This window comes from Arthrobacter sp. NPDC080031 (genome assembly GCF_040702485.1).
Classification (GTDB): domain Bacteria; phylum Actinomycetota; class Actinomycetes; order Actinomycetales; family Micrococcaceae; genus Arthrobacter.
This window is the reverse complement of the sequence record NZ_JBFBLA010000033.1, coordinates 13,403-37,416: the sequence shown is the minus strand read 5'-3', so window position 1 is coordinate 37,416 and position 24,014 is coordinate 13,403. Positions and strand designations below refer to the sequence as shown.

Annotated in this window: 25 protein-coding genes; 8 read left to right on the top strand and 17 right to left on the bottom strand. The window is 63.6% G+C overall.

Features of this window, described 5'->3' with window-relative positions; translation table 11 throughout:
- Positions 1 to 2: 2 nt before the first annotated feature.
- Positions 3 to 896, bottom strand: coding sequence for a cytochrome c oxidase assembly protein (locus tag AB0323_RS21275; protein WP_366179109.1), 894 nt, complete (start codon positions 894 to 896; stop codon positions 3 to 5).
- Between the two features lie 226 nt (positions 897 to 1,122).
- Between AB0323_RS21275 and AB0323_RS21270 the strand changes: the two genes are divergently transcribed.
- Positions 1,123 to 1,557, top strand: a complete 435-nt coding sequence (locus AB0323_RS21270) for a hotdog domain-containing protein (protein ID WP_084784486.1) — start codon at positions 1,123 to 1,125, stop codon at positions 1,555 to 1,557.
- A 37-nt stretch (positions 1,558 to 1,594) separates the two neighbouring features.
- Here AB0323_RS21270 and AB0323_RS21265 read toward each other — a convergent pair whose 3' ends face one another.
- The 5 genes from AB0323_RS21265 to AB0323_RS21245 are packed head-to-tail and all read right to left on the bottom strand — an operon-like array spanning position 1,595 to position 6,322.
- The gene (locus tag AB0323_RS21265; RefSeq protein ID WP_366179108.1) at positions 1,595 to 2,344 is read right to left on the bottom strand and encodes an SDR family oxidoreductase; all 750 of its coding nucleotides are present in this window, start codon (positions 2,342 to 2,344) and stop codon (positions 1,595 to 1,597) included.
- Between the two features lie 57 nt (positions 2,345 to 2,401).
- A complete protein-coding gene (locus AB0323_RS21260; protein WP_366179107.1) occupies positions 2,402 to 3,742 on the bottom strand; it encodes an MFS transporter in 1,341 nt (446 codons plus the stop codon).
- A gap of 57 nt (positions 3,743 to 3,799) precedes the next feature.
- Positions 3,800 to 4,813 (bottom strand): allophanate hydrolase, encoded by a 1,014-nt coding sequence (locus tag AB0323_RS21255; protein WP_366179106.1) that lies wholly within the window; start codon positions 4,811 to 4,813, stop codon positions 3,800 to 3,802.
- Complete coding sequence (locus tag AB0323_RS21250) at positions 4,810 to 5,532, bottom strand: carboxyltransferase domain-containing protein (protein WP_366179105.1); 723 nt, start codon at positions 5,530 to 5,532, stop codon at positions 4,810 to 4,812. Before AB0323_RS21250 ends, AB0323_RS21255 begins: the two co-directional genes overlap by 4 nt.
- A 1-nt stretch (position 5,533) precedes the next feature.
- Positions 5,534 to 6,322 carry a 5-oxoprolinase subunit PxpA gene (locus tag AB0323_RS21245; RefSeq protein WP_366179104.1) on the bottom strand — a complete coding sequence of 263 codons (789 nt, stop codon included), beginning with the start codon at positions 6,320 to 6,322 and terminating at the stop codon, positions 5,534 to 5,536.
- Positions 6,323 to 6,859: 537 nt separating this feature from the next.
- On the opposite strand from AB0323_RS21245, the gene AB0323_RS21240 reads away from it, so the two are divergent.
- Together AB0323_RS21240 and AB0323_RS21235 are read left to right on the top strand one after the other, a co-directional pair.
- The gene (locus tag AB0323_RS21240; protein WP_366179103.1) at positions 6,860 to 7,792 is read left to right on the top strand and encodes a LysR substrate-binding domain-containing protein; all 933 of its coding nucleotides are present in this window, start codon (positions 6,860 to 6,862) and stop codon (positions 7,790 to 7,792) included.
- Between the two features lie 129 nt (positions 7,793 to 7,921).
- Positions 7,922 to 8,143 (top strand): hypothetical protein, encoded by a 222-nt coding sequence (locus AB0323_RS21235; RefSeq protein WP_366179102.1) that lies wholly within the window; start codon positions 7,922 to 7,924, stop codon positions 8,141 to 8,143.
- Between the two features lie 105 nt (positions 8,144 to 8,248).
- Here the strand turns inward: AB0323_RS21235 and AB0323_RS21230 are convergent, their stop codons facing one another.
- Together AB0323_RS21230 and AB0323_RS21225 are read right to left on the bottom strand one after the other, a co-directional pair.
- Positions 8,249 to 8,923 (bottom strand): 4-carboxy-4-hydroxy-2-oxoadipate aldolase/oxaloacetate decarboxylase, encoded by a 675-nt coding sequence (locus tag AB0323_RS21230; protein ID WP_366179101.1) that lies wholly within the window; start codon positions 8,921 to 8,923, stop codon positions 8,249 to 8,251.
- A gap of 45 nt (positions 8,924 to 8,968) precedes the next feature.
- Positions 8,969 to 10,177 (bottom strand): aspartate transaminase, encoded by a 1,209-nt coding sequence (locus AB0323_RS21225; protein ID WP_366179100.1) that lies wholly within the window; start codon positions 10,175 to 10,177, stop codon positions 8,969 to 8,971.
- A gap of 255 nt (positions 10,178 to 10,432) precedes the next feature.
- Between AB0323_RS21225 and AB0323_RS21220 the strand changes: the two genes are divergently transcribed.
- Positions 10,433 to 10,969 carry a hypothetical protein gene (locus AB0323_RS21220; protein WP_366179099.1) on the top strand — a complete coding sequence of 179 codons (537 nt, stop codon included), beginning with the start codon at positions 10,433 to 10,435 and terminating at the stop codon, positions 10,967 to 10,969.
- Between the two features lie 11 nt (positions 10,970 to 10,980).
- Here AB0323_RS21220 and AB0323_RS21215 read toward each other — a convergent pair whose 3' ends face one another.
- From AB0323_RS21215 to AB0323_RS21185, 7 genes are all read right to left on the bottom strand, one after another.
- Positions 10,981 to 11,406 carry a hypothetical protein gene (locus AB0323_RS21215; RefSeq protein WP_366179098.1) on the bottom strand — a complete coding sequence of 142 codons (426 nt, stop codon included), beginning with the start codon at positions 11,404 to 11,406 and terminating at the stop codon, positions 10,981 to 10,983.
- Between the two features lie 117 nt (positions 11,407 to 11,523).
- Positions 11,524 to 12,360, bottom strand: a complete 837-nt coding sequence (locus tag AB0323_RS21210; protein ID WP_366179097.1) for an HpcH/HpaI aldolase/citrate lyase family protein — start codon at positions 12,358 to 12,360, stop codon at positions 11,524 to 11,526.
- Complete coding sequence (gene hpaH, locus AB0323_RS21205; protein WP_366179096.1) at positions 12,345 to 13,130, bottom strand: 2-oxo-hept-4-ene-1,7-dioate hydratase; 786 nt, start codon at positions 13,128 to 13,130, stop codon at positions 12,345 to 12,347. Before hpaH ends, AB0323_RS21210 begins: the two co-directional genes overlap by 16 nt.
- A 53-nt stretch (positions 13,131 to 13,183) precedes the next feature.
- A complete protein-coding gene (hpaD, locus tag AB0323_RS21200; RefSeq protein ID WP_366179095.1) occupies positions 13,184 to 14,272 on the bottom strand; it encodes a 3,4-dihydroxyphenylacetate 2,3-dioxygenase in 1,089 nt (362 codons plus the stop codon).
- Between the two features lie 107 nt (positions 14,273 to 14,379).
- Positions 14,380 to 15,894 (bottom strand): 5-carboxymethyl-2-hydroxymuconate semialdehyde dehydrogenase, encoded by a 1,515-nt coding sequence (gene hpaE, locus AB0323_RS21195; RefSeq protein WP_366179094.1) that lies wholly within the window; start codon positions 15,892 to 15,894, stop codon positions 14,380 to 14,382.
- 59 nt (positions 15,895 to 15,953) lie between these two features.
- Entirely contained in the window at positions 15,954 to 16,628 is a 675-nt protein-coding gene (locus AB0323_RS21190; RefSeq protein WP_366179093.1) for a GntR family transcriptional regulator, read from the bottom strand.
- Positions 16,621 to 18,087: a fumarylacetoacetate hydrolase family protein gene (locus AB0323_RS21185; RefSeq protein ID WP_366179092.1), complete on the bottom strand. Its 1,467-nt coding sequence runs from the start codon at positions 18,085 to 18,087 to the stop codon at positions 16,621 to 16,623. The genes AB0323_RS21190 and AB0323_RS21185 overlap by 8 nt, the downstream gene beginning before the upstream one ends.
- Before the next feature lie 201 nt (positions 18,088 to 18,288).
- On the opposite strand from AB0323_RS21185, the gene AB0323_RS21180 reads away from it, so the two are divergent.
- The 4 genes from AB0323_RS21180 to AB0323_RS21165 all read left to right on the top strand — a co-directional run bounded on the left by AB0323_RS21180 (position 18,289) and on the right by AB0323_RS21165 (position 22,752).
- A complete protein-coding gene (locus AB0323_RS21180; protein ID WP_366179091.1) occupies positions 18,289 to 20,193 on the top strand; it encodes an FAD-binding monooxygenase in 1,905 nt (634 codons plus the stop codon).
- Positions 20,194 to 20,264: 71 nt separating this feature from the next.
- Positions 20,265 to 20,969, top strand: a complete 705-nt coding sequence (locus tag AB0323_RS21175) for an alpha/beta hydrolase (RefSeq protein ID WP_366179090.1) — start codon at positions 20,265 to 20,267, stop codon at positions 20,967 to 20,969.
- 182 nt (positions 20,970 to 21,151) lie between these two features.
- Entirely contained in the window at positions 21,152 to 22,246 is a 1,095-nt protein-coding gene (locus tag AB0323_RS21170) for a hypothetical protein (RefSeq protein ID WP_366179089.1), read from the top strand.
- A gap of 62 nt (positions 22,247 to 22,308) precedes the next feature.
- A complete protein-coding gene (locus tag AB0323_RS21165) occupies positions 22,309 to 22,752 on the top strand; it encodes a hypothetical protein (RefSeq protein ID WP_366179088.1) in 444 nt (147 codons plus the stop codon).
- 141 nt (positions 22,753 to 22,893) lie between these two features.
- On the opposite strand, the gene AB0323_RS21160 is transcribed toward AB0323_RS21165, so the two are convergent.
- Both AB0323_RS21160 and AB0323_RS21155 read right to left on the bottom strand, forming a co-directional pair.
- Positions 22,894 to 23,433, bottom strand: coding sequence for a hypothetical protein (locus AB0323_RS21160; RefSeq protein WP_366179087.1), 540 nt, complete (start codon positions 23,431 to 23,433; stop codon positions 22,894 to 22,896).
- 52 nt (positions 23,434 to 23,485) lie between these two features.
- Positions 23,486 to 23,917: a MarR family transcriptional regulator gene (locus tag AB0323_RS21155; protein ID WP_366179086.1), complete on the bottom strand. Its 432-nt coding sequence runs from the start codon at positions 23,915 to 23,917 to the stop codon at positions 23,486 to 23,488.
- Positions 23,918 to 24,014 lie beyond the last annotated feature (97 nt).

The window sequence follows — 24,014 nt, the reverse complement described above, 5'->3', positions numbered from 1 at the left end:
GATCAGTCCAGGCTGCGTCCGCCCTGCCCCAGATGGGCCCGGTTCAGTGCCTCGATTTCTTCATCGCTCAGGTCGTCGAAGCTCTTGGCCTCGTGCTTGTCGCTCCGGGAGAACCGGACGAACATCAGGATGATGAGGGGAAGATCCACGATCTCCGCGAGGAACCACATCAGGTCTCCCGCGAGTTGCTGGTCCCGTAGCGGCGAGGGGAACCAGGCCGGCTGATTGCCCAAGACTGAGGCGGCGCCGTCGAGAATTCCCGGACTGAGCCGCATCAGGACTCCGGGCACCGCATCGGCGAGCAGCTCAATGAATACAAAGATGAACTCGACGACGATGAGCGATGAGGTGCGTCCTGCGCCGTCTTCCATGATCGGTACGCTCATGAGGAGTCCCATGGCGGGAACCAGCAGCGTCAGGATGACGTCGGCGGCGGGGTTGGTTCGGAGCACGTAGAAAAACGGAGTCAGGAACACTGTGAACATGGCGAGTCCCAGAAGCGCCGCCACGAGCGTGTTGCTGAGCATGCGGACAAGCCCGTGCCCGAGTACCGCTTCCAGCCTCGCAGCGCCCACGGGGCCAAGGGTCTGCCTTGCAAGGGTTAACGGCTTGCCCAGGCCAATCAACAGCGGGACCACAAACAGATAGGACGTCACTTTGAGGGTGAACGCCCACCGCAGCTCGTGGCTGTACGTTCCCGGGAATCCAAAGCTGAGTGCCGCGAAACTACCCAGGCCAAGGACGAAGAATGCAAACGAGTTCCACAGAGGCCAGCGGATATCCCGACGCTTGGCAGCAATCAGGCCCTTTGAATACAGGACGATTGCGGCAATAAGAATGACCAGGGCAGGCCAGTTCATTGACCAGGCGCCCAACACGGCGTTCAACGGTGGCATGGTCAGTGGTCCACGTCGGAAGGCCGGGTGTTTAGCCCGGCACTGCGATGGGTTTTGTCGATCTTCATGGTGTTCCTCCAGCGCTTTCCCGGTGTGCCGCATGGTGCGCGAATCGGCATGTCGTGTTGTGCCCTGAACCGGGTGCACCCTAACCATGTTACGGAGTCGCGCCAAGCATGGCACGCCGCAGGAGACGCGGGCGCCCGGCCTCGGCTAATCTCGCATTATGGAAAAGGCTGACATCACGTTCCGGACCCGTAAGTGGATACGTCCGGAGGACCTCAACGCCAACGGCACGCTGTTCGGTGGAAGCCTGCTGAAATGGATCGACGAGGAAGCGGCAATCTACGCAATCCTCCAACTTGGAAACGGCCGCGCCGTCACCAAGTACATCTCCGAAATCAACTTTGTCAGCTCGGCCGTTCAGGGCGATCTAGTGGAGATGGGCCTGACCGCAGTCCGCTTCGGCCGGACGTCACTGACCATGCGCGCGGAAGTGCGCAACATGATCACCCGCGACAGCATCCTGACCATCGAGGAAATCGTGTTCGTCAACCTCGGGCACGACGGCCGGCCGGAACCGCACGGCTACACCGAAATCACCTATGACCGTGACCGCATCCCTACGCACCACCTGACGCAAGCGCTCCACGAGGACTGAGCTGGCGGCCGCGAAATTCGCGGCCGCCAGCTTGCGGTCAGCGCCTGTCGAAGGTCAGACCGCCGGGGACCTGGAACGTCGGCATGAGTTCCAGCATGCCCACGTTGACGTGGCGCGGGGTTTCGATGGCGTAGTCGAGGGCGTTGACGATGTCGTCAGTGGTCAGCGACTCGTAGCCTTCGTAGTAGGTCTTCCACGCTTCTTCCATGGCTTCAGGCGTACCGCCCATGTTCCGGCCGAAGATCTCGGTCTCCACCCGGCCCGGGCAGATTTCGGTCACGCGGATGCGCTTGCCGACCGTGTCATTCCTGAGCTGGCGGGAGATCTGGTGCACGGCTGCCTTCGTGGCGTGGTACACCGTGTGGCCGTAGAAGTTATAGACGCCGGCGATCGAGCTGATGTTGATGATGTGGCCAAGGTCGCGCTCAACCATGTCCGGCAGGACCATGCGCGTGAGCTGAAGCAGGCCGCGAAGGTTCACGTCGATGAGCTCATCGATGTCCTGCTCGGACGAGTCCAGGAGGTTGCCGGGCCGGGAAACTCCGGCGCAATTGACCAGCACGTCGACCTTCAGTTCGCTCACGACGGCGGTGAGCGCCGCTGTGTCGGTCAGGTCAACTACGTGCGGGATAGCACCCGTACGATCGGCCAGTTCACTGAGGCGTTCCTCGTTGCGGGCCACGGCGTGAACGGTCAGGCCCCTCTTGGCCAAGCGCTCCGTGATCGCGGCGCCCATACCGGTTGACGCTCCGGTGACGAGGGCGGTGTTGTAGTCGGAAAAAGACATCGGTTCTCCAAAGGGTGGAAATGGGAAGGCACGAACTGTGCCGGAGGTCAGCGGCGCCTAAGCGTCGCGCAGGGGTTCGTGGGCCCGGTCCTTGACCGTGCTCACGGCTGCAAGCGTGCCGAGGGCCGTGACGACTGCGTAGAAGGCCGGCATGTAGATGTTGCCCGTGCTGCTGATAAGCCAGGTCATCAGCAAAGGAGCCGTTCCGCCGAAGAGCGCGGAGGAGATGTTGTAGCCAAGGCCGTAAGCGGAGTACCGAACCCGGGTGGGGAACAGCTCAACGATCAGGATGTGAATGACGGCCGTGTGGCCGGCGAAGACGATGGCCATGATCGAGGCGCCGAGGATAGCCAGGCCCATGTTTCCGGTTGCGATGAGGGCGTAGGACGGGATGCCCAGGATGGTCATGGCGATGGCGGAGCCGGCGATGACCTTCTTGCGGCCGATACGGTCGGACAGGGCACCCATGAAAGGAATGGCGATGCAGATGACAACCAGGCTGCAGGCGGTGATGAACAGCGCCTCGCCGATGGTGAAGTTGAGCTGCTTGCCCTTGAGGAACGTAGGCATGTAGGAGAACAGGACGTAGTAGCCGGAGCCGTTCATGAGCGGGATGAAGAGGGCCAGAACCATGGCACGGCGGTGCTCAGCGGACTGGAAGGCTTCCTTGAGCGGGTTCCTGGAAAGGCCGCCCTCTTCCTTGAGCTTGGTGAAGTTGGGGGTGTCCGCGATGGCCTTTCGGATGTACCAGCCGATGACGCCCATGGGAATGGCGACCAGGAAAGGAATGCGCCACGCGAAGGAGCCGAAGCCACCGCCGTCGATCGCGGCCTGGGTGAGCCAAGGGGACATGGAGAACGCAACGAGGGTACCGGTGAGCAGTGCTGCGAACGAAGCGATCTGTGCGTAGGAGGTGATGATGCCGCGCTTGCCTTCGGGGGCGTGTTCAGCGAGGAAGGTCATAGCGCCGGCGGCCTCGCCGCCAACCGAGAAGCCCTGCAGGAGCCGCAGGAGGACGAGCAATATGGGCGCCGCTATGCCGATGGCCGCGTACGTCGGCAGGATCCCGATACCCGCGGTGGCGACGCTGATCAGCAGAATGACGAAGACCAGTAGCTTTTGCCTGCCGATCCGGTCACCCAAGTAGCCGCAAACAACTGCGCCAAGGGGCCGGACGAAGAACGAGACTGCGTAGCCGGCGAATACGAACAACAGGGCGTTGTCCGGGTTTCCCGGGGCAAGGAACACCATGGCAAGTGTCCCGGCCATAAACGCGAAGATGCCGTTGTCATAAAGTTCCACGAAGATGCCAACGCAGCCTGCGGTGACAACCTTGCGCGTTTGACGGCCTGTGAGCCGTTCATGCTGCACTTGTGCAGCGTTGGTGTTAGCGGTCATGACGCTTCCTTCTTGATGTTGAGCGTAGCAACGCCTATTGGTTCTGACGACAGGTTTTTAGCTGCATGCCGCAACCGGGAGGTCCTGCCACTGGGGTCGGCATCCAATGCCAAGTAGTCCGAAGACTGTGTTGACGGATTCGCGGAGGGTTTCAAGCTGCGCCCGCGAGCGCCGGTGGGCGGAAGTTGCCTCCGCCACCGTTGTTTTCCTGAAGTGCACCTTGTCGCCCGGGCGGGCTTGGGCAAGGACGTCCAGGCCATTACTGGTGACCACAGCGAGGACTGGATATCCGGCAGTGACGCCGCGTCCCCGATGCAGTACCAGCAGTTCTTCCCGGGAAGGAACCTCGACGGCGCCCACCGGCACCCCGCGTGAAAGCACTTCACCGCTTGAGGTTCTTTCCGGAAGTTCACCGCCAAGCCTCAAGCCGATGTGGTTGCTCCGGCCACTCACGGCGTATTCCGACGCGAAGAGCAATTCGGCGGAACCGCCAAACTCGGCGACATCCGGACCATCGGTCACATCGACCATCAGTTCCTGCCCCATGTCCGGCCGTTCAAGACCAAGCCGGAAAAGCGGGAGGTCGAAGTACGGTTGGCGAACAGGACCCACGCTGCGGCGGGTCACGAGCGTGGTTCCTTCCTTGAGCTGCAGGCCGAAGCCCACCACGGTGTCCGGAGCACAACTGCCCAGCAGCGTAGGGGCCTCTACCGAACCATGGATGGCCAGGTAGGCGCGGAGGCCCCGGTTGATTCCCCGGATGGCCACCGTCTCGCCGGCACGGGCCGAAACCGGTTCCCACTGGCTGCACGGACGCCCACCGACGGTGAGTGTCAGGGGAGCCCCTGTGACCGCAATCAGGATGTCGGACTGCGCTTTCATCCTGAAGTCGAGGGCCGTGATCTCCACGAGCGGATCGTTGTCCGCATTGCCGGCCAGGATATTGGCGGCCCGCGCTGAGTACTGGTCCAAGGCGCCGTTGACCGGAAGTCCAAAGCGCGGTCCGCGGAAACGGCCAAGGTCCGTGACCACGGAGTTACCCGGTTGCTGGATGAGGATGTGCCCGCTCATGGCCTTGCTTCCAGTTCCTTGCCGAGGTATGAGTCGAAATCTCCGGCCTCGATGCGCCGGAACCGAAGAATGTCTCCGGGCTTGTAGGGGACCAGCGGTTCGCGACGAATGTTCAGGACGGTCAAAGGGGTCTGGCCGATGACGCACCAGCCGCCGGGTGCCACTGCGGGTGCGATGACGGCTTGGCGTCCCGCCACTGCCACCGCCCCTGCCGGGACGCTGAGCCGGGGATCCTTGAGGCGCGGCACGGGCTTGGGGAACGCGGGGCCGTCCATCATGGGCGAGCCGGCCGGTGCACCGAGGCAGCGAACGGTGTAGGTCTTTTCGGTATGAAGGCGAATGACTTCCTCGGTGGAGATGCCCTGGTATTGGGCTACGTTCTCCAGGTCGGGACCATATTCGCCGCCGTACACCACAGGGACGTCAAATTCACGGGGTGCTGCTGCATTGCCGGCGGACCGGCCCATTTCGAGAAGTCCCAGCGTCACGAACGCGCGCACCTGGCGGGCCGACACCAGGACGGGGTCGAATTCCACCAGCACGGAATCATAGGTAGGTACCGCCCCATGAAGGCCTTCGGCGCCACAGCTCTCCAGCCAGTCAGCAAGACGGTGGACCGTGAGCCAGTTGTCCTCGCTTGCTTCAGCAAGGGCGACGACGCGCAGTGCGGAGTCTCCGGATTCGTAGATCTCGGTGGGAGCCGTTGTGAGAACGGACATGTCAGGCCACCTTCCTCTTGGCATCCATGACTTCGGTCAGGGGGACGATACGGACGCCGGCCGAAATGAGCTCCGAGCGGATGAACCGGGCGAGTTCGACGGCTCCTGGATTGTCCCCATGAAGCAGGACAGTGTCGGCGGCGATGTCGATGTCAGTGCCGTTGGCGGAGCGGATCTTGCCCTCGCACACCATGCGGACGGTTCGCTCGACGATGGCCGAGGGGTCGTGCAGTACGGCACCGGGCTGGCTGCGCGGGACAAGTGTCCCGTCTTCCTGGTAGGCACGATCGACGATGCCGACGATGGCTACGTCCAGGCCGGCGGAACGTGCCGCCTCGGCCAACTCGCCCTCCTGCGCGACCACGATGAGTTCGTTGTCCACGCGGGCGGCGGCCTCGGCTACGGCCTCAGCGTAGTCCGCTCGGACGGCGACGAGATTTCCCAGCCGGCCGTGCGGCGCGATGTGGGTCACCTTGGTTCCGTGGAAGGCTGCGAAGCCGTTCAGGGCCCCCAGCTGGTACAGCACATCCGAGCGCACCTCGTTGGCAGACAGGCCCATGTCCCGGCGGCCGAAACCACGCAGGTCCGGGAAGCTCGGGTGGGCTCCAATACCTACCCCGCGGCGAACGCATTCAGCAACGGTGGCGTCCATGATGTCGGGATCGCCGGCGTGGAACCCGCAAGCGATATTGGCGCTTGAAACGATCTCCAGAAGATCGGTGTCGCTGCCTATCGTGTAGGCACCGAATCCCTCTCCAAGATCCGCTACAAGATCAATTATCGGGTTCACGTGGTTCTCTTTCCGTGGTTCTGCATTGGGGTTTGGATATTCCATGCACACGCTGAAATATCGGAAGAATTCAGTTGCCTGTTCGATTGAAATTGTTTGGCTAAAATTCTTCAATCAGAGGAACTGTCCGTAATTCTTTGGTGATAGAAGTCTCGCACCGACTAACTTCGGGCACAAAGACCTATTCGCTATCACGGGATAGCTCCCGGTTATGACCTACGGCACACACGCTGCTGGCATTGACCGGATGCCGCCGCGGCCGGAGGGCGATGTGCCCGAAAGTCTCATAGGGTGCTCTTTACGTGAGGAACGATTTGTGGGGCAGCGCGCCAAGTGCGTCTATATTTGGGTATCGGGACAATTGGTTGATGGGGAGTCAACGAACTTCCGGTAAGGATTGGGAAACGCCACCACGGGGATGTGGATCTCAAATTAGCCGTTGAGAGACAGGTCACACAAAGACGGATTGTGTGTGCCTACATAGAATTTCCTTATGGCATCCAGGCCCCGATTGAGGGCCCAGAGGAAGGCAGACCCATGGACACGCGGAAGCTCTCATACTTTGTAAAGATCGTCGATTCGGGGAGCATCACCAAGGCCGCCGCCGCGCTCCACGTCGCCCAGCCTGCCCTCAGCCAGCAGGTTTCGGCGCTGGAAAGCGACTTGAAGCAACGCCTGCTGATCCGCAGCAAGCAAGGAGTCGAGCCGACCGCCGCGGGACACACCCTCTATCGCCACGCCCAGACCATCCTGCGGCTCGTCGAACAAGCGCGGCAGGATGTAGCGACGTCCGGGGCCGCGCCGTCCGGCAGGGTGTCCATCGCGATCGCACCGTACAGCATGGCCTCCAGCCTGACGCCGCAGATTATCCGCGAGGTCGGCCGGCGTTACCCGGACATTGTGGTGCACCTGACGGAGATTTTCGGCGGCGTATTGAGCGAGGCGATCAAGAACGGCCGCCTCGACATGGCGTTGATCTATGAACCAGGGAAGATCCGCGGAGTGCAGTTCACCACGATGATTGTGGAAGACCTGCACTTGGTGACCAATGAAGACGTCGACGTGGCCCATGGGCGAACAACGGTCACGCTTGAAGAGGCCAGCAGCCTCGGACTCTTCCTCCCCGAAAAGAACCACACCCTGCGCCAGATCATCGAGAAGGGACTGGCCGACCAAGGATTGCCCCTGCGGCTCGTAGGCGAAGTGGAATCGGTTCCGTCGCTGGTTCGGCTCATCCGCGCAAACCTCGGGGCCACCGTCCTTCCAAAGTCCGCCGCTGATGCGCTTTTCCCTGATGAGAACTTCAAGGTGTTGCGGATCGTCGAACCGGCCCTGCAGAGCAAGATTGCCCTGTGCACCCCGGACCATGAGCCGCTGTCCGAGGCCGCCTCTGCCGTGCTCATCCTGGTCAAGGAGATGCTGCAGCAACAGTTGATCAGCAAATACGCGGCCGATCCATCCGAGGCTTGATCCATAACATCGCCTTATCCGGACAGACGTCTTTGGTCTTATTCACCGGCGCTTTTGTTTCCTATTATCGAATTAGCAAGTAATTCGAAGCGGCTCACGGATTCCGTGAACCCAATCAAAGGAACATCGGTGAAAAAGATCAGCCAGACCCGGTGGGTTTCGAATCCAACCCTCGGAGCGATCAGTGCACGGACGGGATTCCACTGCCCAAGGAACGGTTTCTGGCGTCCCGTGGGTGGGGTGGGCGAACCTCTCTTTGTCTTCGAAGGAAGCCTCATGCCGGCCCACGCCGGACACAGCATCGAATGGTATCTGGTCGATGCCCGGCCAGGATACTCCGGGCTGGACTGACTCGGCTAAGAAGGCGCCTTGCCCCCGGCAAGGCGCCTTCTTCGTGCCCGGAAAGGCGCGCAAAAGGCCGGCCACCGTATTCGGTGGCCGGCCCGAGCTGGAAGATCAGTCTTCGACCAGAAGCCCCTTGGCCTTCAGCTTCTCCGTCAGCCCGCACAACTCGATGGTGGTGCTCCCGGCGTGGTAGGCCTTGATGAGCTCGCGTTCGGCATCGTCGCGGGCCTGCGAGAGCGCAATGACTTCTTCCGCTTCCTCACGGCGCACTACCACGACGCCGTCAGCGTCACCGCGGAGGATATCGCCGGGGTAGACGATCTCATCGCCGAAGACGAGCGGGTGGTTGATCGGCCCGAGGGTTTCCTTGACCGTTCCCTTGATGCACACGCTGCCCGAGAACACCGGGAGGCCGAGTTCGATGAGGTCCTGGGTGTCCCGCACGCCGGAATCCGTCACCATCGCCGCAATGCCCTTGGCTTTCATGGCATTGCCCAAGACGTCGCCGAAGGTTCCGGCGTCGGAAAATTCCTGCGCGCCGACCAGGACCACGTCACCTGCCTGGGCGTAGTGGATGGCGACCTGCAGCATGAGGTTGTCCTGCGGGGCACAGGCCACTGTCACGGCCGGGCCGCAGAACGACATGGAGCGGTCGATAGGCTTGATCTTGGAACTCAGGGCGCCCCTGCGGCCCTGGGCTTCGTGGATGGTCGCGGAGGAGAACGCCGCAAGGCGGCTGACGACGTCGGCGTCCGGCCTCTGGAATTTGGTCTTTACGTGGATCATTTCCTGAATCTTTCTCTTGGCTGGCTTCCGGGGTGCCCGGAGGGCTTAGTTGAGGGCGCTGACTGCCTTGCGGATCGAGTCCACGCCGGCGTTGATGGTCTCCAGCGATGTGGCGAAGGAGATACGGAAGTACGGGCCAAGGCCATACGCGGAGCCCTGGATGACGGCAACCGAGGCCGCGTTGAGGAGGTACAGCGTGAAGTCCTGGTCGTTTTCGATGACGGTGCCGTCCGGAGCGGTTTTGCCGATGACGCCGCTGCAGTTCACGTACGCATAGAAGGCACCGTCGGCCGGCGCGACAGACAGTCCGTCAATGGCGTTGAGGCCTTCGACCGCGACGTCCCGGCGCTTGCGGTACACCTCCACGCTGTCCCGGACGAACGACTGGTCACCGTTCAGCGCGGCTGCCGCGGCTGCCTGGCTGACCGACGACGGGCAGGAGGACGTCTGCGACTGCAGCTTGTTCATGGCGGCGATCAAAGGCACCGGACCCACGCCGTAACCAAGGCGCCAACCGGTCATGGCGTACGCCTTGGAGACACCGTTGACCAGCAGGATGCGGTCCCGCAGGGAAGGAACCGCCGTAACGAGGCTCGTTACCCGGCCGTCGCCGAAGTGGATTTCGTCGTAGATTTCGTCGGTGAGGATGTAGACGTGCGGGAATTCCTCAAGCACGGCGCCAAGCGCCCGCAGTTCTTCACGTGAGTAGACGGCTCCCGTCGGGTTGGACGGAGCGTTGAGGATAAGCCACTTGGTCTTGGGCGTGATGGCTTCCTTCAGGGCGCCCGGCGTGAGCTTGAAGCCGGTGTCTTCTCCGCAGGCGACGATTACGGGCGTGCCGTCGTTGGCGAGGACCATGTCCGGGTAGGACACCCAGTACGGTGCCGGGACGATGACCTCATCGCCCTCGTTGAGCGATGCCATGAGGGCAACGTAGAGGACTTGCTTGGCACCGCCGCCGATGGTCAGGTGGTTCGCTGCGTAGTGCACGCCGGTGTGGCTTTCAATCCGGCGGAGGATGGCGGTCTGCAGCTCGGGCGTTCCAGTCACCGAGGTGTATTTGGTCTCGCCGGCGTTGATCGCTTCGATAGCGGCCGCCTTGATGTGGTCGGGGGTGTCGAAGTCCGGCTCGCCGACGGTCAGGTCGATGATCGGGATGCCTTCGGCTCGTAGTTCGCGGACGCGGGCGGCGGCCGCAACGCTTGCTGAGGACTTGATGCGTGTGACCCTCGACGCCGGCAGGTAGTCGGACATTGTCTTCTCCAGAATCGTGAAACTCAGGATTCGGGTGTCGAATCCCCAATTTCGAGACTAGGCATTGCCGGGCGCCGTGGATAAGACCTAATGTGCGTGGATCAATAAGAGACCCTTATGACCGCGTGACCATACGGGTTAGTTTCCATGCACTTTCCTTATGGGTTCACGCGGTATTGGTATTTCCGCGGCTCTGCGAATGCCGCCTAGATTTCATAGACCAGAAGAGTCAGCGAAGCATTCGAAAGGGATCCAATGCCAGCCCTATACGGCTCCTTTCGGGGCCCGTCAGCCACCGGCAGGTACACCTACCGGGGCAAGGCGCCAGTGGCGCGTGAGGACCGTGCACCGGCCACTAGTGAACACGACAAGCTCATCCAGTCGCTCGCGGCCCATAAACAACTCTTATCTCAAGCAACAAGCGCCATCAGGGCCCTGACCGCTGCCCGCAACGAGATGATCGCCCAGGCCCTTGAAGATGGGCTCAGCGTGGCGACCATCTCCGCCGTGACCCGGGAGAACATGCGTGCCGTCCGGACCATCGGGCTAGCCTATGGTGACCTTCATCCGAGCGGCCTTTCGCGCAGCGCCCATCTCGAAGCTTTGAAGGCCAAGAGTGCTGATCTCCACACGGCCGAAGAACACAGGGGACGCATCGAGGAGCGCAGGGAGGCACTGATCGCCATGGCCCTCCGCAGCCGGGCCTGCGACGACATCGAACTTGCATCGCTGACCGGTCTCACGCCGGACCACATCCGCAAGGCCACCCGCCGGATCCGACGGCCCGGCTAGGCCTAGCGTCCTCATTCTTTCTTTGCCGGAGGCGTCCTGCAGCTAAACAGTTCCTGTGTTCCTGTTTTCCTGGCGATGAGCACTGTCAGCGCGCGAGCCGACGTTGAAATCGGTTCAAAATGTTGGATCGATCGCGCACCAACGTTCCAGATGCGCTTCACGCCAAGCACCCGGTCGTGCTCATCCGTGGCAACCAAGGGCGGACTTCCCTGCCCCGCCACGGGCCTGCGTTTCCAGCACAGGCTGACTACCGTCGCGTGTTCCCAGAATTCCACCGCCGTGACGAAGAATTCGCGCCCCTCATCATCCAGGAACAGCCCGGACTGCGGGACGTAAACCGCCCGAAGATCGTACTCCACGGGGGCTGAACGCCTCGCAACCGGCGGGTGGGCAACGGCTGCGGTTTGTTGAGGATTGAAATCTGGTTGCGGGACCACGGCATGCTCCATTGAAGTTGCGGACGACCCCCTCCTCGACCGCCCCCAAGCGGCCTCGGGATATCCAATGTAGCTCCGTCCAAGCAGCTCCGGAAGAGTACCGACTACCTACCTAGTTCAGTAGCTCGACGGGGTGTCACCTGTCCCCCCGAAGGGCGCTCCGCCGTCGGGGGCTGTCGGAATGAACTTGTCCGCGAGGGCTTCCGTGCCGCGCGCCAGCAGCGCGACATCCGCGCCGACCAGCACGAACGACGCCCCGGCGTCCATATACGCACGCGCCATAGCTTCGTTGAAGGCGTTGACGCCGACGGGCTTGCCTGCGGTCTTCGCCGCAATAAGGCAGTGCTCGACGGCGGCGCGCACCTTCGCGTGTTCCTGCTCGCCGAGCAGGCCCATGGACGCGGCGAGGTCGGAAGGCCCGACGAAGATGGCGTCGACGCCGTCGACCGTGAGGATCTCCTCCACGGCAGCGACGGCGGCCTCGGTTTCGATCTGGACCGTGACGCTGATGGTCTCGGCGGCGCGGGCGAGGTAGCCCGGGATCCGGTTCCAGCGCGAGGCCCGCGCCAGGGCCGAGCCCACGCCGCGGACTCCGTGCGGCGGGTAGCGGACAGCGGCGACTGCGGCCTTCGCCTCCGCGGCCGAGTTGACCATGGGGATGAGCAGGTCCTGCACGCCCAAGTCCAGGTATTGCTTGAGTAGCACGGTGTCGTTGACCGGCGGACGGACCACGGCCTGGACGGGGTAGCCGCGGACGGCCTGGAGCTGGGCGAGGATGGATTCAAGGCCGTTGGGGCTGTGCTCGGCGTCGATCAGGATCCAGTCCAGACCGGCCCCGGCGCACAGTTCGGCGATGAGCGGGCTGCCGGAACACACCCACATCCCGGCGAGGGGCCGGTTCGCGGCGGCCAGGGCTTCGCGGAACGTGCGGTCTGGTTCTACTCGAACCGGCATGTGACAACTCCCAAGGGTCCGTAGTCGGCGTGGACGGTATCGCCTTTGTACACCCACAGCGGGCGGGTGAAGGAGCCGGCGAGGATGATCTCCCCGGCTTTCAGCCCGTCCCCGTGCGGGGCGATCTTGTTAACGAGCCAATGCACGCCGTTGGCAGGGTGGTCCAGGACGCCCGCGGCGACGCCGGTTTCCTCCACGGTCTGGTTCTTGTACAGGATCGCCGAGACCCAGCGGAGGTCGACGGCGTCCGGGCGGACCGGGCGTCCGCCCACCACCATTGCACCCATGGCCGCGTTGTCCGAGATGGTGTCCACGATGGTCCGGCCCTCCATCTCGATCCGCGAATCCAGGATCTCCAGGGCCGGAACCACATAGTCCGTGGCGTTCAGGACGTCGAAGATGGTGCAGCCCGGCCCGGAGAGGTCTTTCTTGAGCACGAACGCCAGCTCGACCTCCACCCGAGGGTGGGTGAACTGGTCCCACGCCACGGAGCACCCGGTCTCCAGGACCATGTCGTCGAAGATCGCGCCATAGTCCGGTTCCGTGATGCCTGTGGCGGCCTGCATGGCCTTGGACGTCAGCCCGATCTTGCGACCCACCAGCGTGCGCCCTGCGTCCTCGTTCCGGCGACGCCACAACTGCTGCACGGCGTAGGAATCCTCCACCGTCATGTCCGCGTAGCGGGCAGTCAGGCGCGGAACCGGGGTCCGGGACCGGCCTGCTTCCAGCAGTTCGTCCGCAATGGTTTCTATCGTCTTCGGGTCAAGCATTTCCACACTCCGTTCGGCCATCCTGCCGTCAGCATACGTTGAGGGCTGTGGGCCTAGAGCTGCGAGCCGACCTTGAAGCCCTTCTTTTCACCGGCGGGTCCGTCCTCGGGCTGGCGGGTGTAGGAGAAGCCGTCGGCACCGACAGTGACCGCCATTTCGCTCTTTTCCTCGCGGATGATGACCGGCTGCGGGTTGCCGTCCAGGTCCAGGACGAGGGAGGCCTCGGTGTACCAGGACGGGACCACAGGGTTGCCCCACCAGTCGCGGCGCTGGTTGTCGTGCACGTCCCAAGTGACCGTGGGGTTGTCCGGGTCCCCGGTGTAGTAGTCCTGGGTGTAGATCTCGATGCGGTGCCCGTCCGGGTCCAGGATGTACAGGTAGAAGGCGTTGGAGACGCCATGCCGGCCGGGGCCGCGTTCGATCCGGTCGCTGATGCGCAGGGCGCCCATCTTGTCGCAGATCTGGATGATGTTGTGCTTCTCATGCGTGGAGAACGCGATGTGGTGCAGGCGCGGTCCGTTGCCGCCGGTGAGGGCGGTGTCGTGCACGGTCTGCTTGCGGTGCATCCACGCGGCGTACGTGACGCCGTCGGAATCCTTGATGTCTTCGGAGACGCGGAAGCCGAGGTCCTCAAGGTACTTCCGGCCCCGGGGGACATCGGGGGTGACCTGGTTGAAGTGGTCCAGGCGGACCAGTTCCCCGGCCGAGTAGAGGTCGTAGCGCTGGGTGAGGCGTTCGACGTGCTCCACGTCGTAGAAGAACTCGTAGGGGAAGCCCAGCGGGTCCTCGACGCGGACGGAGTCGCCGACGCCCTTGGTGAAGCCATCCTTCCGGCGCTCCACCCGGCAGCCGAGTTCACGGTAGTAGGCCTCGGCGGCGTCCACCTCAGACGGGGACTTCACCCGGTATGCGAATGCGGCCGCTGCGGCCACCGGTCCCTTGCGCAGGACAAGGTTGTGGTGGATGAACTCCTCGAATGAGCGCAGGTAAATGGTGTCTTCGTCTTCCTCGGTGACGTGCAGGCCCAGGAGGTCAACGTAGAACTCACGGGACTTGGCAAGGTCCGTGACCACGAGTTCGAGGTAGGCGCAGCGGACGATATCCGGCGCCGGGACGGTAGGAGTGGGGACGAAATCGGTCATGGGGTTCTCTCTTCTTTGAAAGGGGTCTTTGGTGTTGGGTACCCAACTGACTCGCAGTAGGTGTCGTTTTGGAGCCTCATAACGACACCAAGTGCGAGTTAGTTGGGTTAGGCGCCGAATTTGGGGGTGTGGACAGCGCCGAGGGTGATGTGCACGGCCTGCTGGTCGGTGTAGAAATCGATGGAGCGGTAGCCGCCCTCGTGGCCCAGGCCGGAAGCCTTGACGCCGCCGAACGGGGTGCGGAGATCGCGGACGTTGTGGCTGTTGAGCCACACCATGCCGGCCTCGACGTTCTGCGCGAAGTTATGGGCGCGGGTCAGGTTCTGGGTCCAGATGTAGGCCGCGAGGCCGTATTTGGTGTTGTTCGCGAGGGCGAGGGCTTCGTCGTCGTTCTCGAACGGGGTGATCGCGACGACGGGGCCGAAGATCTCCTCCTGGAAGATCCGCGCGTCGGGCGCGACGTCGGCGAACACGGTCGGCGCAATGTAGTTGCCTGCGGGCAAGTGTGCCGGGCGGCCGCCGCCGGCGAGCAGCCGGCCTTCGGACTTGCCGATCTCCACATACGAGGCGACCTTTTCGTAGTGCTCGGGGTGGACGAGGGCGCCGACCTGGGTCTTGGGGTCGTGCGGGTCCCCGACGACGATGTTCTTCGCGCGGGCCGCGTACTTTTCGCAGAACTCGTCGTAGATGGCGCGTTCGACGAGGATGCGCGAGCCTGCGGTGCAGCGTTCCCCGTTGAGGGAGAAGACCCCGAACAATGCCGAGTCGATCGCGGCGTCCAGGTCGGCGTCGGCGAATACGACGCACGGTGACTTGCCGCCCAGCTCCATGGACAGGCCCTTGAGGTTGGCAGCGGCGTTGCGGAAGATCGTCTGACCCGTGGTGGTCTCCCCGGTGAAGGAGATCAGCGGCACGTCCGGGTGCTTCACGAGGGCGTCGCCGGCTTCCTCGCCGAGGCCGTTGACCAGGTTGAACACGCCGTCGGGCAGGCCGGCGTCCTTGAAGATCTGGGCCCAGAGCGAGGCCGATAGCGGCGTGAACTCGGCCGGCTTGAGGACCACGGTGTTGCCGGTGGCCAGGGCCGGGGCGAGCTTCCAGGACTCGAGCATGAACGGGGTGTTCCACGGTGTGATGAGGCCCGCGACGCCGATCGGCTTGCGGTTCACGTAGTTGATCTGCGAACCCGGTACCTTCATGGCGTCGTCGAACTGGGCCACGATCAGGTCCGCGAAGAAGCGGAAGTTCTCGGCCGCACGCAGGGCCTGGCCCTTGGCCTGGGTGATCGGCAGGCCGGTGTCGAAGGTTTCGAGCTCGGCGAGGCGCTCTTCCTGGGCTTCGACGGCGTCGGCGATCCTGTTCAGGACGCGGGCGCGTTCGCGCGGCTTCATCTTCGGCCAGGGACCGTTGACGAACGCTTCGCGGGCTGCGGCGACGGCAAGGTCGATGTCTTCCTTTTGCCCGGCCGCGGCGGTGGCGTAGTTGCCGTTGGAGACCGGGTCCAGGACGTCGAAGGTCTTCCCGGACACCGAGTCAACGAACTTGCCGTTGATGAAGTGCTGGATGTGGGTGGGAAGGTCCTTCGGGACGTAATGGGTGGTGGTTTCTGGTGCAGTGAACGTCATTGTTTCTCTTCCTTTACTTTTCGCCAACGCGGGGTCACTTACGGCCCATGTTGTGCCGTTTAATGGGCGCTAAGTGACCCCGCGTTGCTTTGTGCGAGGTACGCGTCCAGGGTGGCGGAGCGGTGGCGGCGGGCGGCTTGTTCGATGGTGTCGGGGTCGGCGTTGCCTTCAATGAGCTGAAGCAGCGCCTCGTGCTCCTTGACGGATTCCTGCGCACGGCCGGGGACGAAGCGGAACGTCGAGGCCCTGATCGATGCGAGCCGGTTCCAGCCCCGGTGCACGAGGTCCAGGATGTGCGGATTGGGACAGTGCTCAAAGAGCACGCTATGGAAATCCTGGTTCAGCGCCGTGAAGCGGACGGGATCGAAATGCTCCAGGCAATCGCGCATCTCCGCGTTCACCGCACGGGCCCGGGCAATGTCCACCGCGCCGATCAGCGGTGCGGACAACGCCGTCGCGGCCCCCTCGATGATGCTCAGGGTCTGCATCGTGTACAAGTACTCGGTGGGGTCGATTCCGGAGACCGTGGCGCCGACGTTGCGCTCGAACTTCACGAGCCCCTCGGCCTCCAGGCGTCGGATCGCCTCCCGGACCGGGACCACGCTCACGCCCAGGTCCTCGGCGATCTTCGCCAGCACCAGCCGGTAACCCGGCGTGTAGGTGCCCTCCACGATGCGGCCCTTCACGGCCGCATACGCCTGCTCGGACTTGCTCCCGACGGCGGTTTCAGTCACCTTGGGCTCCTTCCCACTGCTCGTAGCGGGCACGCCACTGAGCGTTCATCGGATACAAACCGTCCACGCTGTTGCCCTGCTTGACCATTTCGAAGATGAAGGATTCTTCCTTCTCCTGCTCGATGCACTCATCCACGAGTTCCCCGGCGATGGCCGGCGGGATCACCAGGATGCCGTCCGAGTCGGCCACGATGATGTCCCCGGGCTGGACCGTGGCCCCGCCGCAGGCAATGGTGATGTCCGTGTCCCACGGGATGTGGCGCCGGCCCAGCACGGCCGGGTGCGGGTTAGCGAAGTAGGTGGGCATGTCCAGTCCTGCCACAGCGGAATAGTCGCGCACGCCGCCGTCGGTGATGATGGCCGCGGCACCGCGCATCTGGGCACGCAGCGCCAGGATGTCGCCCACGGTCCCGGTGCCCTTTTCGCCCCGGGCCTCCATGACCAGGATTTCGCCTTCGTTGACGGAATCAATGGCCCGTTTCTGCGCGTTGAAACCGCCGCCATGGGTTGCGAACAGGTCCTCGCGGTTGGGCACGTAACGCAGGGTCCGCGCGAGCCCGACGACGCGGCGGTCCGGACGGGTGGTCTGCAGCCCGTCGATGCTCACGTTGTTAAGCCCGCGCTTGCGCAACTGGCTGGACAAGGTGGCGGTCGCGACGCTTTCGAGTTTTTTCTTCAGCTCCGGGCTCAGTGCCGGCGCCGGTTTTTCCAGCGGCGGCAAGCCGGCCGCTTCGCGCGAACCGTAGGCCTCCTCCCGCTGGGTGTCATCGGCCTTGGGCCGGGCGCCGAAGTCCGCGAACGCCGTCGTACCCTCCGTGACTGTGGTGGTGAGGCGGCCGCTACTGAAACCACCCGCGGTCACTTCAACCTCGACGACGTCGCCGGGCTGGGCGACCGAGGCGCCGGCCGGGGTGCCGGTCAGGATGATGTCGCCGGTTTCGAGACTGAGCAGCTGGGAGAGATCGGCCACGAGCCGGGCAAAGGGGAACAGGAGCTCTTCGGTGGTGTCGTCCTGGACGAGTTCGCCGTTGTGCCAGGCGCGGACGCGCAATTGGGAGGGGTCGACGTCGGCGGCCGGGATGAGCGCGGGACCTACCGGGGTGAAACCATCGCCGCCCTTGGACCGGAGGTTGGAACCCTTGTCAGCGTAGCGGAGGTCATACACGCCGAGGTCGTTGCTGGCGGTCACCCACTCGACGTGGCTCCAGGCCTCCTCCATGCTTACGCGGCGGGCAGGCTTGCCGATGACCAGCGCGATCTCGCCCTCGTAGCCGAGGAGTTCGCAGCCGGCCGGGCGCTCCACCGCTGAGCCGCTGAGCGCAAGGGACGACGACGGTTTCAAAAAGTATGACGGCTGCTCCGGCGTACGGCCGCGCTGGGCCGCACGGCTGGGGTAGTTGATATGCACCGCGATGACCTTGCGGGCCGCGGCCAGGATGTGGTCGGTGACCTGTTCCAAGATTTACTCCTCATCGAGTACGAAATCGTATACGATAACTATGACCCGGGAGTTTCGAGACGTCAACCCCAGGCAGAGCCCGCGGCTTGGCCCTTGTAGCCCGCGTCACCCCTGCCGTACAGTTGGAATCCAATTCAGGGTTCAAATAGAGAATTTACAGTTCTATAGTTGAACAACCCCACAATGAAGTGAGGAAAGCCCATGCAGTTCCACCACCACGGTTATGTCTCCGGCGACCCGCGAGTTCAGCCGGCGGCCGGCGTCGGCATCGATAGACCGGACGAGCTTCCCGACGAAGTCGACGTGCTCATCGTGGGCAGCGGGCCAGCCGGCATGCTTGCAGCCGCGCAGTTGTCCCAGTTCCCCGGAGTCACAACCCGGATCGTGGAGCGCCGCCCCGGGAGGCTCGCGATCGGCCAGGCCGATGGCATCCAGGCCCGAAGCGTGGAGACCTTCCAGGCCTTCGGATTCGCCGAGCGCATCATCGCCGAGGCGTACCGGATCACCGAGATGGCCTTCTGGAAGCCGGACCCCGCGGATCCCTCGCGCATCATCCGGACCGCCCGCGCCCTCGACGATCCGACCGGTGACATCAGCGAATTCCCGCACCTCATCGTCAACCAGGCGCGCGTGCTGGACTACTTCGCCGAGTTCATGGCGAACTCCCCCACCCGCATGTCTCCCGATTACGGATACGAGTTCCGCGGCCTCAAGGTCAGGGGTGAGGAGGACTACCCTGTCACGGTTACCCTTCTCCACACCGCCGGACCCAACGAAGGCCAGGAGCGCATTGTCCGGGCCAAGTACGTCGTGGGGGCAGATGGCGCGCGGAGCAAGGTGCGGGAGTCGATCGGCTGCACCCTCGCCGGCGACCAGGCGAACCATGCCTGGGGCGTCATGGACGTCCTTGCCGTCACGGACTTCCCGGATATCCGGACGAAGTGCGCCATCCAGTCCGGCACGGGCGGCAGCATCCTGCTGATTCCTCGCGAAGGCGGCCACCTCTTCCGGATGTACGTTGACCTGGGCGAGGTGGACCCCAACACCAAGGGCGCAGTGCGCAGCACCACGATCGAGCAGATCATCGCCAAGGCCAACGACATCCTCCACCCCTACACGCTCGATGTGCGCAACGTCGCCTGGCACAGCGTCTACGAAGTGGGCCACCGCCTCACCGACCGGTTCGACGACGTCCTGCCGGACGAGCGCGGCACCCGCACGCCACGCGTGTTCATCACCGGCGATGCCTGCCACACCCACAGCGCCAAAGCCGGGCAGGGTATGAACGTTTCCATGCAGGACGGCTTCAACCTGGCCTGGAAGCTCGGACACGTGCTCGAAGGCCGCAGCCCGGAAAGCCTCCTGTCCACATACTCGGCCGAGCGGCAAGTCGTTGCCAGGAACCTCATCGACTTCGACAAAGAGTGGTCCAGGCTCATGGCGAAGAAGCCCGAGGAATTTGAGGACCCCACCGAGCTGGAGAACTTCTACGTCAGAACGGCAGAGTTCCCTGCCGGCTTCATGACCCATTACGCCCCCTCGCCGCTCGTCGCCGAGCCAACACACCAAGACCTGGCCACGGGATTCACCATCGGCAAGCGTTTCAAGTCCGCGCCGGTGGTTCGCGTCTGCGACACCAACCCGCTACAACTCGGCCACCAGGCCAAGGCGGACGGACGGTGGCGCATCTACGTCTTCGCGGACAGCGCACCGGCCGGTTCCTCCGGAGCTGTGGCGGACTTTGCCGAGTGGATCGCGAATTCGCCGGACTCGCCGCTGGCCGCAACGCCGTCGGGCGCCGACCGTGACGCGTGGTTCGACGTGAAGGTGATCTATCAGCAGGAGCACATGGGCGTCGACATCGGGGCCGTGCCGGAGGCATTCAAGCCTCAGGTCGGGCCGTTCAAGCTCACGTACCTCGAGAACGTCTACGGCACCGACCCTTCGGCTGACATTTTCGAACTGCGCGGCCTTGACCGGAACGGCGTCGTGGTTGTGGTGCGGCCGGACCAGTACGTGGCGAACGTCTTGCCCTTGACCGCGACGGCGGAACTCGCCGCGTTCTTCGCTCCCCTCCTTCGATCGGGACGGACCGCGGCAGTGTGAGCTGTTGGGGACGCGGGCGCACCGGCTGCGGAAGGGTTCATTCTGTCGGTGGCCCGTCGTAGGGTACCGGCATGGACATCATCTTGGTTCCCGGATTCTGGTTGGACGCTTCTTCGTGGTCGGAGGTCACGCCGCCGCTGGTTGCTGCGGGGCACACAGTCCACCCGCTCACACTGCCTGGGCTGGAGGCCGTTGACGCCCCCCGGTCCGGAATCGGCCTCAGGGATCACATCGACGCCGTAGTGGCGGCTGTCGACGCTGTTGGCAATCCCGTTGTACTGGTGGGCCACTCCGGCGGCGGAGCCATCATCCACGGCGCCGTCGATGCCCGCCCGGATCGCGTGGTCCGGGCGGTGTATGTGGACAGCGGCCCGCTCGGAGAGGGCGGAGTCATCAACGACGAATTGCCGGTTGAGGGAGATTCCGTGCCCTTGCCCCAATGGGAGCTTTTCGAAAATGAGGACCTCGTGGACCTCAATGACGAACTGCGGGCCGCCTTCCGCGCACGTGCCATCCCGGAACCAAAGAACGTGGCCACCGATAAACAACGCTTGCACGATGTGCGCCGATACGATGTCCCGGCCACCATCATCGCGTGCGAGTTCCCCTCCAGCCTGCTGGGCGAATGGATCGAATCCGGCCACCCCTTCGTGGCCGAGCTCGCACGCATCAACGACGTCGAATTCATGGATCTGCCCACTGGGCACTGGCCCCAGTTCACCAGGCCGATTGAGCTCGGGGAAGCCATTCTTGCGGCGGTTGAGCGGAGGGGTTAGTCGCCGGAAGCCATCACCCTTGACAAGATCCGAGGATGGAATGAATGATACGAGCCTCACCTGCTTCGTCCTTTCCGGTGGACGATAGCTGAAGTTGTGTCCGACATTGTCGAAAGAGTCTGTTGACAGTATTCGTGTGGGCGTGTTTTTCAGTCGGGTTGGTTGGGTTGCTCCTGAACTGGATGAGTGTGATCGGAACGCTGATAGTTCCCCGGCCGCTGCACAGCAACCTTTCACGGCTGACCCACAGGGTCACTGCGAAAATCTTCATTGCCATCACAAAACCCGTCACCTCTTACGAAGCACGCGATCGGATCCTTGCCTGGCAGTCTCCGATGTCGCTGTTCGTCCGCCTGCTTTTTTGGGTGATCCTGTTCGATCTGTCGTTCAGCCTCCTGCTCCTTCCATTCGTCGATGGTGACTATTGGCAAGCTGCAAGCGAGGCCGGCTCCGCAATGTTCACGCTTGGCTACGCTGCCCCAACGAATGTCGGCAACACGGTGCTGGTTTACGTCGCCGCTTATACCGGGTTGATTGTCATCGCTTTGCAGATCGGTTACTTGCCAACGCTCTATGCAGCCTTCAATAGACGTGAAGCAGAGGTAACGCTCCTGGTATCGAGGGCAGGCTCACCCTCGTGGGGGCCGGAACTCCTGGTGCGCACGCGGTTTGGCATGGCCGCCCAAACCAGCACCAGCGAGCTCAGCGAGCTTTACCAACGGTGGGAGCGATGGGCCGCGGACGTAGCCGAATCACACAGCACATACCTCACGTTGGTATGGTTCCGTTCACCTTCACCGCAATCGAACTGGCTCAACTCCCTCCTCAGCGTCATGGACGCGGCCGCGTTGCAGCTTTCCTTGAGTCCGGGGTCTGCCCCGAGCACCCGGGCGCGGCTGGTCCTTCGGATGGGGTTCACCTGCCTGAATCAAGTGGCCCGGGCCATTCGTATCCCTGTGGAGGAAGACCCCGACCCCGATTCCGAACTCGATGTGACTTTCGAGGACTTTCAAGCGGCCGTGGAGCTCATGCGGACCGTCGACTATCCGGTTGAGGTGACGGCGGAACAAGCGTGGCCCCACTTCAGGGGCTGGCGCGTCAACTACGAAAAAGTCGCATACGCCCTCGCCTACGCGATCGACGCCCCGCCATCGATGTGGAGCGGCCCACGACGCTTCGCATCCGAGCCGATCATGCCGCACCGGCCCAAAAACCGCACGTCCAAGGACGTCAAACCAGACGATCCGCAAATGATTGCCCCGAGGAAGACACGGTGACAGCAGGGTGCAAGGATGGCACAACAAATGACGGTTGACCTGTACCGAAGAGGAGAAGCATCATGCCCATGATCGACGTGTACGCCACGACCGGGACCTTCGCCGACAAACACCGGCTCGCCGTCGATCTGGCGTCGACGGTGATGCGGGTGGAGCAGGTGCCGGATATCCCGATGTTCCGCAAGAACACGGCGGCATTCATCCATGAACTCCCAGAGGGGGATCTGTCGAATGTCGACGGCGACAGCAACTACGTGCGCGTCCAGGTGCTCACGAACGCGGGTGCATTGAACCGTGAAAAGCAGCTCGCATTGGTCGAACAACTCACCGCGCTCGTCGCCACGGCGGCCGCGGATCCGACCCTGCCCGATCGGACCTGGGTCCTGCTCACGGAAGCCCCCGACGGCGGCTGGGGCCTCAACGGCCACGCCAACACTAATGAGGAGCTCATCGCAGCCGCGCGTGCACAGATTGCCTCCCTCCAAGGGCAGACCCCGCAGGCCTGAGCTCCGGCAGCGACCGGGGAGCGGGCGCCAAGCACCATCCGACGTGAACTCGGCTACTCGGCGAACACCTGCTTGGCGACCGCCGTGGCGGCTGTAAGTGGTTCGTTCCGGGGTGCGGAGGGTCCGCGTTCTAGGCCGGGATTAGAGCGGCGGAAATCTTCTAAGGCCCACCACTCCGCCCGCGGCAATCAGGCTTCCGCCGAAGGCCACCAGGATTCCGGCCACTGAGATGGTCGGGGCGAGGGGACGGTCGCCCTGGGCCGGCGAGCCGGGGTCGATCCGGGCGGCGGCCGCCGAGGCTGAATTTTGCGCCGAGGGGCTCGGGCTGGAAACGATCGGCGAAGGCACTGCTGCCGTGGTTGTAGCGGGTAGCGCCACCTGGGTGGGTGCCGGTTCGGCAGTCAGCGCCGGCGCCGTCGTTGAAGCGCCGCCGGGAGGAATCGCGACGCCGGGGTCCGGCTGGGGTTGCGGTTGTACCGGTGGGATGGCCGTGGCGGACGGGGTGGGTTTGCCCGACGGCCGGGGAGATGGGGAGCCGCCGGGAGAGCACATGCCAACCACCCCCAAAAGGCCTTGCGAATCGCAGGATGCGGCCCCTGCAGTCTGCGCTGGCACAAGTGCGATCAGGCACAACGCGAAAGGGAGCGCGACGAGGGCAACTGGAACCTTCCGGCGAGTCATGGCTTCGACTCTACCTACTCCACGGCAACTTAGGAGAGAGGCGGCGTTGGCTTCAATCCCTAAGCTGACCAAGAATCCGGGCCAGCTCAGCGCGATCCTCTGCACTGAGCCGGGCAAAATACTCGGAGGACTTGCCGCGCCGTTCGGCGCTGACCTTCGCGTAGAGCTGCTGTCCGGCCGGGGTGGCGGCGACAAGCGTGGCCCGCCGGTCCGTGGGGTCCGGATCGCGACGGACGAGGCCCTTGACTTCAAGCTGGTCCACAACTTCCGTGGCCGAACGCGGCGCAATGCGCAGTCGCTCCGCCAAGTCTTTCAGCCGCATCGGCTCCCCCGGCGCCGGACGCATCAGCGTCATGAGCGCCCGCCATTGGTGCGGCGTCAGCTCCCAGGGCGACAGCTGCTCGGCCCAGGTCCGGCGCAGCCCCCGGAAAGCGGCATGGAAGAGATCGCCAAGGTCGGAAGAATCAGAGGGCTGTGAGTGCATGCTGCCAGTCTAGCAATTTGACCTGCAACCACATAGTGAGGTAGCCTCTGTATTAGTGGGCGCGATTCCCGCGCCCCGCTCGCCACTGGAGGTGGTG

Coding starts and splice junctions, on each gene's coding strand:
- AB0323_RS21220 (WP_366179099.1), top strand. CDS start 10,433: ATGCCAGCCCTATACGGCTCCTTTCGGGGCCCGTCAGCCACCGGCAGG.
- AB0323_RS21160 (WP_366179087.1), bottom strand. CDS start 23,433: ATGACTCGCCGGAAGGTTCCAGTTGCCCTCGTCGCGCTCCCTTTCGCG.
- AB0323_RS21210 (WP_366179097.1), bottom strand. CDS start 12,360: ATGCCGGTTCGAGTAGAACCAGACCGCACGTTCCGCGAAGCCCTGGCC.
- hpaH (WP_366179096.1), bottom strand. CDS start 13,130: ATGCTTGACCCGAAGACGATAGAAACCATTGCGGACGAACTGCTGGAA.
- AB0323_RS21260 (WP_366179107.1), bottom strand. CDS start 3,742: ATGACCGCTAACACCAACGCTGCACAAGTGCAGCATGAACGGCTCACA.
- AB0323_RS21270 (WP_084784486.1), top strand. CDS start 1,123: ATGGAAAAGGCTGACATCACGTTCCGGACCCGTAAGTGGATACGTCCG.
- AB0323_RS21165 (WP_366179088.1), top strand. CDS start 22,309: ATGCCCATGATCGACGTGTACGCCACGACCGGGACCTTCGCCGACAAA.
- AB0323_RS21240 (WP_366179103.1), top strand. CDS start 6,860: ATGGACACGCGGAAGCTCTCATACTTTGTAAAGATCGTCGATTCGGGG.
- hpaD (WP_366179095.1), bottom strand. CDS start 14,272: ATGACCGATTTCGTCCCCACTCCTACCGTCCCGGCGCCGGATATCGTC.
- AB0323_RS21180 (WP_366179091.1), top strand. CDS start 18,289: ATGCAGTTCCACCACCACGGTTATGTCTCCGGCGACCCGCGAGTTCAG.
- AB0323_RS21265 (WP_366179108.1), bottom strand. CDS start 2,344: ATGTCTTTTTCCGACTACAACACCGCCCTCGTCACCGGAGCGTCAACC.
- AB0323_RS21275 (WP_366179109.1), bottom strand. CDS start 896: ATGCCACCGTTGAACGCCGTGTTGGGCGCCTGGTCAATGAACTGGCCT.
- AB0323_RS21155 (WP_366179086.1), bottom strand. CDS start 23,917: ATGCACTCACAGCCCTCTGATTCTTCCGACCTTGGCGATCTCTTCCAT.
- hpaE (WP_366179094.1), bottom strand. CDS start 15,894: ATGACGTTCACTGCACCAGAAACCACCACCCATTACGTCCCGAAGGAC.
- AB0323_RS21255 (WP_366179106.1), bottom strand. CDS start 4,813: ATGAGCGGGCACATCCTCATCCAGCAACCGGGTAACTCCGTGGTCACG.
- AB0323_RS21225 (WP_366179100.1), bottom strand. CDS start 10,177: ATGTCCGACTACCTGCCGGCGTCGAGGGTCACACGCATCAAGTCCTCA.
- AB0323_RS21250 (WP_366179105.1), bottom strand. CDS start 5,532: ATGTCCGTTCTCACAACGGCTCCCACCGAGATCTACGAATCCGGAGAC.
- AB0323_RS21175 (WP_366179090.1), top strand. CDS start 20,265: ATGGACATCATCTTGGTTCCCGGATTCTGGTTGGACGCTTCTTCGTGG.
- AB0323_RS21230 (WP_366179101.1), bottom strand. CDS start 8,923: ATGATCCACGTAAAGACCAAATTCCAGAGGCCGGACGCCGACGTCGTC.
- AB0323_RS21170 (WP_366179089.1), top strand. CDS start 21,152: ATGAGTGTGATCGGAACGCTGATAGTTCCCCGGCCGCTGCACAGCAAC.